Consider the following 11614-nt stretch of genomic DNA (forward strand, 5'->3'; position numbering starts at 1 on the left):
ATGCTGGAAGTCGCTGATTCGGAAATCCAGTTATCCACTGTACTTTTATTTCCTATACAACAAAAAGAGACCGACCGAAGTCAGTCTCTCAAAAATATTTACTTACCAATAAATTGTTGTGTCCAATAGTTTCCTTGCTCTACATATCCTACACCAATGTGAGTGAAGTCAGGGTTCATGATATTTTTACGGTGACCTTCACTGTTCATCCAGCCATTTACTACTTCTTGCGGAGTGCGTTGGCCTCTTGCGATGTTTTCACCAGCAGTTTGATAGGATATTCCAAATTGTTTCATCATATCAAAAGGTGAACCGTAAGTTGGACTATTGTGTGAGAAGTAATTGTTTGCAGACATATCACGAGACTTCTCACGTGCAACCTTGCTTAGCTCAGTATCAACTTTAAGTGGTTCTAGACCTTGAGCAGTCCGTTCTTTGTTTGTAAGTTCAACCACTTGTTGTTCGAATTCATTTAACTGTTGTGATTGTTGTGTTTGTTCTTTCTGCTCTTGTTGTTTAGTTGTTTCCTGCTGTTGTGGTGCTGGAGCTTCTGTTTGCTCAGTTGGTTGCTCTTGTTTTTTCTCTGGTTGTTGTTGCTTTTCTTGCTGTTTTTGTTTTTGTTCATTTGCCTGTGGTTGTTCTTTTTTAGGTTGTTCTTTCTTAGGCTCAGGCTTTTCCTGTTTCTGCTCTTCTTTATTTGGCTGTTCATCTGACTGTTTTTGTTGTTTGTTCCACTTTATTTTAAAGTCTTTAAAATAGTTGTTTAATAGATTATTAAATTTCTCTTTTGAGGCTTGCTCCCCATTAATAGAATAAAATACTTTAGTATATAATTGATCCTGAGATTGCCCTGTGTTTGCAGATGCATCTGCAGAAGTTTGAAAAGCTCCACCGAATAATAATGCTGCGGATAATGTTGAGACTATTATTTTGTTAAACATGTGTTTTACACCTCTCCTATCGGTTTTTTGTGTTGCAAAATAATCATACCATGTGTTTCTTGTAATATTATTGGCACCCATTTCCATTCTGGCAATAATGACACGTAGACTTATAAATAATCCTATGATAATAGATTTCAAGATAGATTATTCCATCAATTATCAGGAAAAACTTCGAACTACAGGAAAAAATTGCAACTAAATTCCTATTGACACTTCAAAAACGCCACCTGTTATATTACAAAAAGCCGTAATTTGTAATCGTATTGTTACTTGATTTTTGTCTTATTTTCCCTATTGCACTGGTGTTAAAGCCAATTTATGTAAGTTCTTTATCTACCCCCAAAAACTGTGGTACAGTATAGAAATGATATAGAGAAAAACTGTCATCATTGGAGGAGCTTATATGTTATCTAATGCAGAGATTGGAATCGATTTAGGTACTGCAAATATACTTATTTATTCAAAGACTAAGGGAATTGTCTTGAACGAGCCATCAGTTGTGGCTATTGATATGAATACGAAACAGGTTGTAGCTGTCGGATCTGAAGCTAAAGAAATGGTCGGTAAAACGCCACAAAATATAGTGCCGATACGACCATTAAAAGATGGTGTTATCGCTGACTACGACGTTACCGCCCAAATGCTTAAAGCCTTTTTGAAAAAGGTAAGTAAAAAAATGGGGCTGTCCATGCGCAAACCAACTGTAGTTGTATGTACGCCATCAGGAAGCACAACAGTTGAACGTCGCGCCATTCATAACGCTGTAACAAGCTACGGTGCTAAGCATGTTCATTTAATAGAAGAACCAGTAGCTGCTGCAATTGGTGCTGATTTACCTGTTGATGAACCAATTGCAAATGTAATCGTTGATATCGGTGGCGGAACATCTGAAGTTGGTATTATTTCATTTGGTGGCGTTGTTTCATGTAATTCCATCCGCATCGGTGGAGACAAGATGGACGAAGAAATAACCCATTTCATTCGAAAAAAATACAACATTTTAATCGGTGAGCGTACTGCCGAAAATATTAAAATGGATATCGGCCATGCACATGAGGAACATACCGAGGAAAAAATGGAAGTGCGTGGTCGAGACATGGTAACAGGTTTACCGAAAACCGTAACTGTTTCTTCAAGGGAAATTTATTCTGCATTAAAAGAATCTCTTCAGCAAATCCTGGAAACAATTCGTGCAACATTGGAAGAATGTCCTCCAGAATTAAGCGGGGATATTGTTGACCGCGGAATTGTGCTAACCGGAGGCGGTGCCTTACTAAATGGTATGAAAGACTGGTTAGCAGACGAAATAATTGTACCTGTTCATATTGCACCAAATCCACTGGAATCAGTTGCAATTGGAACAGGACGAGCACTCAAAATGATAACAAAATTACAAAAAGCAGCAAAATAGTGCTGATAAAAGCCGTGTACCAGCAATGGGCACGGTTTTTCTTAGCAGTTAAGAGCATTGACCCATGCGCTTCTTCTGATGATTCACGCCCCTCTTCTGTCGATTCACGCTCCTCTTCTGTTGATTCACGCTCCCTTTCTGTCGATTCTCGCCCCTCTTCTGTTGATTCTCGCTCATCTTATGTCGATTCACTCTCCCCTTCTGTTGATTCACCACTCGCTTCTGTTGATTCACGCTCCCCTTCTGTCGATTCACGCTCCTCTTCTGTTGATTCACGCTCCCTTTCTGTCGATTCTCGCCCCTCTTCTGTTGATTCACGCTCATCTTATGTCGATTCACTCTCCCCTTCTGTTGATTCACGCTCCCCTTCTGTCGATTCACGCCCCGCTTCTGTTGATTCACGCTCCCTTTCTGTCGATTCACGCCCCTCTTCTGTTGATTCTCGCTTCCCTTCTGTTGATTCACGCTCCTCTTCTGTTGATTCACGCCCCTCTTCTGTCGATTCATGCCCCTCTTCTGTTGATTCTCGCCCTCTCTTCTGTTGCGCAACATTGTGCTCATCGCCAAGTCTTCATTCAAGTGCCAACTTTATCAAATGGTTGGACAAATGTTGTCTGCAGTTGAAGGATTTTCACAATTGATGTTGAATTCATAGTGTAAGTCTAAAGAGGTGATAAAATGTTTACAGTTATTTATCTGTACCGTGTAAATAAAGAGCATGCTCAAACTTTTACAGATATTAATGAGAAAGCAAGTGAAATATACTTAGCAAAAGGTGCTTTGGAAGATAAGACTTATCATGCCGATGATCTTAACGGGAAATATGGATGTGCAGGGCTGCTTGACATTGTCGATGTAAAAGAAAATGAAGTTGTTTATTTCGGTCAATCTGTTTTCCGTAATAAAAATCATCATGATGATGTATTAAACCAAGTTAATGACGATCCGGATATCAACGACTTGTTTGATAAGATGACACGGATTATTGATTTATCAAAAGTAGTAACTGCAACTTTTTCAACAGAATACTAGATAACTATTTACAAATTTTTCTGAATATAATACTATATAGATAGTGAATCATGTATAAACGTCTCCGCGTTAAAAACACATGATCAATAAAGGACGCACGAATCAAATGAATGCTGCCTAATCTGTTTACAGTTCTATTCCAGTTCTGATTCAACAGGTAAAAGCCAGTTCAAATTGACTTACAGGGTAGTCTGTAGTCATTTTGGAGTGGCTTATTTTATTTAAGAAAGGAGTGAGCAAATGACTGGAGCACTTGAAAATATCAAGGTTCTTGATTTGTCACGTGTGCTGGCTGGGCCCTACTGCACAATGATTCTAGGTGACCTTGGTGCAGAGGTAATAAAAGTAGAGGCACCCGGTGGAAGTGACGAAACGCGCAAATGGGGTCCTCCTTTTCAGAATGGTGTGAGCGCTTATTACCTAAGTGCCAATCGCAATAAGAAAAGTATAACTGTCGATCTGAAGTCGGATGAAGGGATTGAGGTTATTAAAAAACTCGTGAATGAAAGCGATGTCATCATCAATAACTTTAAGTCCGGGAAAATGAAGCAATTTGGTTTGGATTACGATACACTCGCAAAAATTAACCCTGGTATTGTATATTGTTCTATTACCGGATTTGGTGAAACCGGTCCATACCAGGATATGCCGGGATATGACTTTATTATTCAAGCGATGAGTGGTCTTATGAGCATTACTGGTGACAAAGAATCAGGTCCACAAAAAATGGGTGTAGCAATTACTGATATTTTAACGGGGTTATATGCTTGTATCGGAATTCAGGGTGCACTGCTCGAACGTACACAATCAGGTGAAGGACAAAAACTGGATATTTCTCTTTATGACTCTGCCGTCAGTGCTCTCGTAAATATTGGCAGTAACTACTTAATGGCTGAAAAAATTCCGACTGCGCTTGGGAATCATCATGCCAATATTGTGCCTTACCAGACTTTTAAAACAACTGATGGTGAAATGGTCATTGCAGTTGGGAACGACAATCAGTTCAAGCGACTTTGCAATATTTTAGGGAAACCAGAATATGCATCAGATAAGCGATTTCAAACAAATCCCGATCGCGTTGAACACCGGGAAGAGCTTGTTCCGTTGTTACAAGATGTTTTTTTAACCAAATCAACAGCATACTGGCAGGAAAATTGCGAAAAAAATAATATCCCATGCGGACCTATCCAGACAATTGATCAAGTAGCAAACGATCCGCAGCTAAATGAACGGGATATGTTTATTGATAGTATTCATCCGACTGCAGGATCCATTCGAATGATTGGGAGTCCACTTAAGCTTTCACGCACACCTTTTCAGCTAAAACACCACCCACCAGATGCTGGTGAACATACTGATGAGATTTTAACTCAATTAGGAATATCAAAAACGAACAATTAGGAGATGATTAGATGGATTTTAATTTTTCAGAAGAACAAACAATGCTGCGTACTACGGTAAGAAATTTTGTTGATAAAGAGATAATGCCTAATATTGCTGACTGGGACCGCGAAGGAAAATTCGACCCTTCCATTATGAAAAAACTCGCCGATCTTGGATTAATGGGTGTATGTATTCCAGAAAGATACGGTGGCAGTGGGATGGATTATAATTCACTGGCAATTGTCTGTGAGGAACTGGAACGTGGCGATACAGCATTTCGTACTTCAGTTTCCGTCCATACCGGGCTTAACAGTATGTCCTTACTTCAATGGGGTACTGAACAGCAAAAAGAAAAGTACTTAATTCCACAAGCAAAAGGTGAACAGGTTGGCGCCTTTGGGTTAACCGAACCTGGTGCTGGATCAGATGTTTCCGCATTACAGTCCACTGCAGTTAAAGATGGCGATCATTATATTTTAAACGGTCAAAAAACATGGATTTCCTTATGTGATACTGCTGATAATTTTCTTGTTTTTGCCTATACCGACAAGGACAGTAAACATCATGGCATTTCTGCATTTATTGTTGAACGAACATGGGAGGGTTTTTCCTCAAAAGCGACGAAAGGAAAGTTAGGTATTCGAGCTGGTAACACTGGGGAACTATTTTTTGACAATGTAAAGGTTCCAAAAGAAAACTTGCTCGGTGAAGAAGGTGAAGGATTCAAAATAGCAATGGCATCACTTGATAACGGGCGGTTTACTGTTGCTGCTGGTGCAGTCGGGCAAATAAGAGCATGCCTTGAAGCAAGTGTGAAATATTGCCATGAACGCGAAACATTTGGAAAACCAATCGGAAAACATCAGCTTGTTCAACGCATGATTGCCAATATGGAAGCAGGACTGCAAATGAGCAGCCTACTCGTTTATCGGGCAGGTGAATTGAAAAACGAAGGAAAACGAAACACACGTGAAACGTCAATTGCAAAATGGCAGGCATGCGATTTCGCCAACAAAGCAGCTGACGACGCCGTTCAAGTTCACGGGGCATATGGCTATTCAGATGAATATCCTGTTGAACGTTACCTGCGTAACTCAAAAGCACCAGTTATTTATGAAGGAACACGGGAAGTCCATACTTTAATGCAGGCAGATTATGTATTGGGTTATCGACAGGATAAGCAATTAAATAAGATGTTGCCAGCCTGGGAAGGAAAATAGTCTAAGGAGGGGCTCACATATGTTTGAAAATGAAACAAAAAGTATTTTTATTGATGGTAAATGGCTGGATGTAGATTCACAGCAAGCGGATACTATATACAACCCCGCTACACTAGAGCCAATAACAAAAGTGGCTTATGGTGGAGCAACCGAAACTGAAGAGGCAATCACTGCTGCATCAGGGGCATTTCAGCTATGGGGTGAAATGACAGGTCGTGAACGGTCACGCATATTATACAAAGCGCACGAACTTATGCTTGAAGACGTTGACCGATTAGGGGAAATTTTAACGACTGAGCAAGGCAAACCAATTAAAGAGGCAAAAGGTGAAGTTAAAGGTGCAGCAAGCTTTTTACTTTGGTATGCCGAAGAAGCAAGTCGTGCATACGGAGAATGGATTCCATCTTCTAATAAATCAAAGCGACTACTGGTCATTCCGCAACCTGTTGGCGTGGTCGGTGCTATTACACCGTGGAATTTTCCCGCATCTATGATAACCAGAAAAATTGCACCTGCATTAGCTGCCGGTTGTACTGTAGTGTTGAAGCCTGCTCCAGAAACACCTTTATCAGCCATTGAAATTGTCAAGATACTTGAGCGCGCAGGCATGCCTAATGGTGTTGTAAATTTAGTGACTGGAGATGCAGAAGCAACCGGAAATACGATGCTTACGAGTAAAGAAGTTCGTTTGATAACATTCACTGGTTCAACAGAAGTCGGAAAACATTTAATGCGGGAAAGTGCTGATCATGTTAAAAAACTATCACTTGAGCTTGGCGGTCATGCACCAATTATTGTATTTGACGATGCAGATATAGATAAAGCAACTACCCTTGCATTAGCAAGCAAGTTTCGAAATAATGGCCAAACGTGTATTTGTGCTAATCGGATATATGTTCATGATTCCGTTAGAGACAGCTTCACACAACAGCTTACTGAAAAAGTCAAAAAGCTGAAAATAGGGTACGGCCTAGCTGACGATACGGACCTTGGCCCATTAATTAATCAGCAAGCATCAGAGAAAGTTCAGAGACATCTTGATGATGCGATTGAAAAAGGAGCAGCTATTGTTACAGGCGGTAATAAATGGTCAGGCGATATGAAAGGATATTTCTATCAGCCTACTGTTCTATCAAACATTTCAGATGATATGCTCATCATGAATGAAGAAACTTTTGGCCCTGTCATGCCAATTCAAACGTTTACAGACGAAAAGACCGCAATTCAAAATGCAAATAATACCGATTACGGGTTGGCCGCCTATATTTTCACAGAAACGACAAGCCGTGCTATCCGGGTTTCTGAAAAGCTTGAATATGGAATTGTTGGTGTGAATGATGTCTTTCCAGCAGTTGCTGAAGCTCCATTTGGCGGTATCAAGCAATCAGGTGTTGGGAAAGAAGGCGGACACTACGGTATGGATGAATTTTTGGAAAAGAAATATGTATCAATGGGGATAGAATAAAGTTGTACCCCCACCTTTCTTTGGTGGGGGTATCTTAGTTACCCAAGTAGTGCTCATACTGCTTATATAAATCATTCAATGCAGATGCCAGTGCATTTCCAGCTTTACCTAAGTAATGCTCTTTTACTTCCTCAACAGGCATTTCAATTCCATCCTGCAAGCTATGCCCTCTAAGCAATTGCTGCACAAATTGCCTTCCATGCTCCGTTGCCAGTGTACAATTAGCTGCTACAATCACGCCGTATTTTTTGTCAATTTCAGCAGTGATGGTCAATGTTTCATACATGTTTTTTGCAGCCATTCCGGATGGCAACCTGGCATGGCCTGCTATAAAGACTGTATTCATAAGTATTCAGATCCCTTCGAAGTTATAAATCTGGCCCGCGATAACCTAATTGCCTCGAAATGGTCTGGGCAGATTGTTTTGTTTTATTTTTTAGCAGTTTTAGGTTATCTCCTTCAAAATGACTGGATAAACCACTGACAGCTAGTGCAGCAATAACTTGACCCCGGGAATCGTAAATTGGATAGGAAATTCCTGTCGTATCTGCATCTTGCTCCCCAATACTGTATGCATATCCATCCTGGTAGATTGTTTCCAGTTGCTGCATTAGTTGCTGTTTATCGATTGGAGTATTGTCACCTAAACGATATAGTTCGGAATCACTTAATAATTCTTCCTGCCGTTCACGTGGCATATTAGCAAGCAGCATCTTGGGGCCCGACCCAACATAAAGTGGTGAGCTTTTCCCAATTCTAGTGTACAGACGTAACGCTCTTGAACTGTCCACTTTTTCAATGTACGTCGCTTCATCCTGACTTGAAATAACCAAGTGAATAACTTCATTAATGTCTTGTGCGAGTTCTTCCATAAATGGCAAAGCAATCGTTCTTATTTCCAGCTGGTCTGACACGATCTGTCCCAGCTCAAGTAACTTTAACCCTAACCGGTACCGGCTGTCATGCTCATTTTCCTTTGTTTTATATAAAAAATCACTAGTTTCCAGGGCGGATAGCAACCTGTACGCTGTTGGTTTTGGGATATTAGCCAGGTTAGCAATCTCTTTCAATGTTAATTCTGGTGTTTCCACTGTAAAGTAATTTAGTAGTTTTAATGCTTTTATCACACTTTGATTCATGCCGAGATCTCCTTGCTGCATCCTAATTTAATATATCGTATAAAGCAGTGAGGCTGCCTCATTTGATGTGGGACAACCTCAACAAAGTTATTAGATATTTACATGCTCTTTTTCTGTATTGCCCGACTCTAGTATGTTTACATCACGTTTTGCCATTTCCTTCATATAGATTTCCCCCGGGACACATTGCTCTGGAGGGAATACACCTCGTTTAGAAATTGTACCATTTCCAATCATTTGTGCAACTGCCGAGATTGTATTGGCTGTTGCACGGGCCATTGCTGTCACATTGGTTGCTCTATCTTTATATGTCGTCATTTCGTACTCATATGTCTTAGGTCTTCCATCTTTTTCGCCGGAAACTTTTATCCGCAATAATACTGCATCGTCCTTTTCCTTTAGATCGACAATCGGATCGAGAACTTTTAGCAATACCTCTCTCGGGTTAATTTGCTGTCCGTTAACATCTACTTGATAATCCATCCGTGTCAAATTAAGGTCAACAAGTAATTTGAACTTCTCGGCATGACCTGGATAACGGATTGTTTTATATTCCAGCGTTTTTAAGTTCGGGTATGAGATTGATAGTGTAGATGTCCCGCCAGATGTATGGAAGGCTTCCAACGGTCCAAATTTTTCAAAATAAACACGTTCAACCTCTGTTAACGATGGCACTTCCTGCTTCACTCCATTTCGAACAATAAGGGATGGATCTGTATAGTGATCAAATACACCTTCCATTGAAAATACATGATTATATTCAAATGGTGGCTCTGGTTTAAGTGGTATCCCGCCTACATATAGTTTTATTTCCTCTAATTTATCTAACTTACTTGCACCATGACCAGACAGAATATTGATCATACCTGGAGCAACCCCCAAGTCAGGTATTAAAGTAACTCCCGCAGCTGCTGCATCCTCTTTCATCGCCAAAACTTTGTCTGTCATGTGGCCAATGTGACCGCCCAAATCTACTGAATTAACTCCAACCTGGATTGCTGTTTTGGCAACAATTTCATTAAATGAATAAAACAAGGCGTTTATGATCACATCAAACTGGCGCATATAGGTAGCCAATTCCTGTTCATCGCTGGCATTTACTTGATAAGCTGTCAGTTTAGTAGAATTTAATTGATCGCAAACCTGCTGGGCTCTCTTTAAATCAATATCTGCTAATCCTACAGCAGTTACACCTTCACTTCCTACTAAATCGCGTGCAGCTTCTTTCCCCATTAATCCAGATCCTAATACACCTATTTTCATACATCATTCACACTCCCTGTATAGATTTTATAGAGTTAATACCCACCTTATATAACTATTTTCTAATTAGTCGTACGCTTTTCTTTTTCTAGCTACGGCTCCTAGCGACTAGTGGACTTCCTTCTCCTCCTTACGATAAGTCAACGTCGATTCGCTTACGCTCTTCGCGTTTCCTTTATCTCATACGGATCAGTCCATTCCATACGTCGCTGATCAGTCGCCTTCGCTTTTGTTCCTACTCAACGTCTATTTGAGCGCGCTGCAGTTTTCCACTGAAGTCCACATAGACTGCTTTCCATTCAGTAAATACATCAAGCGCCTGAACGCCAGAGTCACGGTGCCCGTTACCAGTTCCTTTTGTCCCACCGAATGGTAGATGAATTTCTGCCCCTGTTGTACCAGCATTGACGTAGACAATCCCTGTATCAAGGTCACGTTGTGCTTTAAATACGCGATTGACATCACCTGTGAAAATTGAGCTTGATAACCCAAATTCCACTCCATTATTAACCTCGATTGCTTCTTCAAAGCTTTTTACGGGTACTAATGAAACAACTGGCCCAAAGATTTCTTCTTGTGAAATACGCATGTCAGCCGTGGCATCTGTGAACAATGTTGGGGCAAAATAGTGTCCCTTAGCATGATCACCTTCATCCATCACATAGCCTCCAGCAAGCATTTTCGCTCCTTCATCTTTCCCAATCTGAATATATTTTTTGATTTTCTCAAGACCTGCTTTATTAATGATCGGCCCTACTTTTATTGACTCATCAAGACCATCGCCAATTGTTAACTTCTCCATTTCAACAAGCAGACGCTCTTCTAATCTTTCTTTTACATCTTCATGAACAATTACACGGCTGCATGCTGTGCAACGTTGACCACTTGTTCCGAAAGCACTCCATAAAATACCTTCGACGGCAAGGTTAAGGTCCGCATCATCCATAACAATTACGGCATTCTTTCCACCCATTTCAAGTGACACTTTTTTCAGCTGTTCCCCGCATTTACTTGCAATGCTTCGGCCAGTATCATTCGATCCGGTAAATGAAATGACCCGAATATCATCATGGTTAACCATTGCATCACCAACTGCAGATCCCTTGCCAAAGACGACGTTTACAACACCCTTTGGTAACCCTGCCTCTTCGAAAATCTTTGCAAGCTCAAACGCCATAATTGGAGTCTCTGTCGCCGGCTTCCAAACAACTGCATTACCCGCGACAATCGCAGGAAATGACTTCCAAGTTGCAATGGCAATTGGAAAATTCCATGGTGTGATAATTCCAACAACACCAACCGGGCAACGCTGACTCATCGCAAATTTATCCTTTAGTTCTGCAGGTGTCGTCTGTCCAAACATCCGGCGGCCTTCTCCAGCCATGTAAAAGGCCATATCAATTCCCTCTTGCACTTCGCCACGAGCTTCTTCTATTACTTTTCCATTCTCCATTGTCAGTAATTGAGATAACCGTTCTTTACGTTCTTTCATGATATTTCCAACTTGGAACAGCGCTTCCGCACGTTGTGGTGCCGGAACTTGCGCCCATTCCTTTTGCGCCTTTTTAGCAGCCTTAACAGCAGTGTTTACATCCTCACTGCCTGATAATGGCACGTCAACAACCGTTTTTCCATTTGCTGGATTAATAACCGCGGTCATTTCATTAACATCAATCCACTCACCATTGATAAAGTTTTTAAGTTTTTCTGTCTTGAGTAATGTTTCAGCCATAATAAATACCTCCTAAAATTAGTGT

10 protein-coding genes are annotated in these 11614 nt (G+C 40.7%); 5 read left to right on the forward strand and 5 right to left on the reverse strand.

Annotated features, from left to right (window positions below; genetic code table 11):
* Positions 1–98 precede the first annotated feature (98 nt).
* A complete protein-coding gene (locus tag ACE1TG_RS11180) occupies positions 99–941 on the reverse strand; it encodes a CAP domain-containing protein (protein WP_375052609.1) in 843 nt (280 codons plus the stop codon).
* 406 nt (positions 942–1347) lie between these two features.
* Between ACE1TG_RS11180 and mreBH the strand changes: the two genes are divergently transcribed.
* From mreBH to ACE1TG_RS11205, 5 genes are all read left to right on the forward strand, one after another.
* The gene (gene mreBH, locus ACE1TG_RS11185) at positions 1348–2355 is read left to right on the forward strand and encodes a rod-share determining protein MreBH (RefSeq protein WP_375052476.1); all 1008 of its coding nucleotides are present in this window, start codon (positions 1348–1350) and stop codon (positions 2353–2355) included.
* 678 nt (positions 2356–3033) lie between these two features.
* A complete protein-coding gene (locus ACE1TG_RS11190; RefSeq protein WP_375052477.1) occupies positions 3034–3387 on the forward strand; it encodes a DUF1428 family protein in 354 nt (117 codons plus the stop codon).
* A 240-nt stretch (positions 3388–3627) separates the two neighbouring features.
* Entirely contained in the window at positions 3628–4788 is a 1161-nt protein-coding gene (locus ACE1TG_RS11195; RefSeq protein WP_375052478.1) for a CaiB/BaiF CoA transferase family protein, read from the forward strand.
* Between the two features lie 11 nt (positions 4789–4799).
* Positions 4800–5990 carry an acyl-CoA dehydrogenase family protein gene (locus tag ACE1TG_RS11200; RefSeq protein ID WP_092505878.1) on the forward strand — a complete coding sequence of 397 codons (1191 nt, stop codon included), beginning with the start codon at positions 4800–4802 and terminating at the stop codon, positions 5988–5990.
* A 19-nt stretch (positions 5991–6009) separates the two neighbouring features.
* Positions 6010–7455: an NAD-dependent succinate-semialdehyde dehydrogenase gene (locus ACE1TG_RS11205; RefSeq protein ID WP_375052479.1), complete on the forward strand. Its 1446-nt coding sequence runs from the start codon at positions 6010–6012 to the stop codon at positions 7453–7455.
* A gap of 34 nt (positions 7456–7489) precedes the next feature.
* Here the strand turns inward: ACE1TG_RS11205 and ACE1TG_RS11210 are convergent, their stop codons facing one another.
* From ACE1TG_RS11210 to ACE1TG_RS11225, 4 genes are all read right to left on the reverse strand, one after another.
* The gene (locus ACE1TG_RS11210; protein ID WP_209479745.1) at positions 7490–7801 is read right to left on the reverse strand and encodes a DUF3870 domain-containing protein; all 312 of its coding nucleotides are present in this window, start codon (positions 7799–7801) and stop codon (positions 7490–7492) included.
* A 22-nt stretch (positions 7802–7823) separates the two neighbouring features.
* Positions 7824–8594, reverse strand: coding sequence for an IclR family transcriptional regulator (locus tag ACE1TG_RS11215; RefSeq protein ID WP_375052480.1), 771 nt, complete (start codon positions 8592–8594; stop codon positions 7824–7826).
* A gap of 90 nt (positions 8595–8684) precedes the next feature.
* Entirely contained in the window at positions 8685–9857 is a 1173-nt protein-coding gene (locus ACE1TG_RS11220) for a saccharopine dehydrogenase family protein (protein WP_375052481.1), read from the reverse strand.
* A gap of 235 nt (positions 9858–10092) precedes the next feature.
* A complete protein-coding gene (locus ACE1TG_RS11225; protein WP_375052482.1) occupies positions 10093–11589 on the reverse strand; it encodes an aldehyde dehydrogenase family protein in 1497 nt (498 codons plus the stop codon).
* Between the last annotated feature and the right edge of the window lie 25 nt (positions 11590–11614).

Source organism: Virgibacillus sp. JSM 102003, from assembly GCF_041949995.1.
Taxonomy (GTDB): Bacteria; Bacillota; Bacilli; order Bacillales; family Amphibacillaceae; genus Lentibacillus.

Excerpts from the sequence above, each read along its gene's own strand:
- ACE1TG_RS11190 (WP_375052477.1), top strand. The coding sequence starts at position 3,034 with ATGTTTACAGTTATTTATCTGTACCGTGTAAATAAAGAGCATGCTCAA.
- mreBH (WP_375052476.1), top strand. The coding sequence starts at position 1,348 with ATGTTATCTAATGCAGAGATTGGAATCGATTTAGGTACTGCAAATATA.
- ACE1TG_RS11215 (WP_375052480.1), bottom strand. The coding sequence starts at position 8,594 with ATGAATCAAAGTGTGATAAAAGCATTAAAACTACTAAATTACTTTACA.
- ACE1TG_RS11225 (WP_375052482.1), bottom strand. The coding sequence starts at position 11,589 with ATGGCTGAAACATTACTCAAGACAGAAAAACTTAAAAACTTTATCAAT.
- ACE1TG_RS11200 (WP_092505878.1), top strand. The coding sequence starts at position 4,800 with ATGGATTTTAATTTTTCAGAAGAACAAACAATGCTGCGTACTACGGTA.
- ACE1TG_RS11210 (WP_209479745.1), bottom strand. The coding sequence starts at position 7,801 with ATGAATACAGTCTTTATAGCAGGCCATGCCAGGTTGCCATCCGGAATG.
- ACE1TG_RS11180 (WP_375052609.1), bottom strand. The coding sequence starts at position 941 with ATGTTTAACAAAATAATAGTCTCAACATTATCCGCAGCATTATTATTC.
- ACE1TG_RS11220 (WP_375052481.1), bottom strand. The coding sequence starts at position 9,857 with ATGAAAATAGGTGTATTAGGATCTGGATTAATGGGGAAAGAAGCTGCA.
- ACE1TG_RS11205 (WP_375052479.1), top strand. The coding sequence starts at position 6,010 with ATGTTTGAAAATGAAACAAAAAGTATTTTTATTGATGGTAAATGGCTG.
- ACE1TG_RS11195 (WP_375052478.1), top strand. The coding sequence starts at position 3,628 with ATGACTGGAGCACTTGAAAATATCAAGGTTCTTGATTTGTCACGTGTG.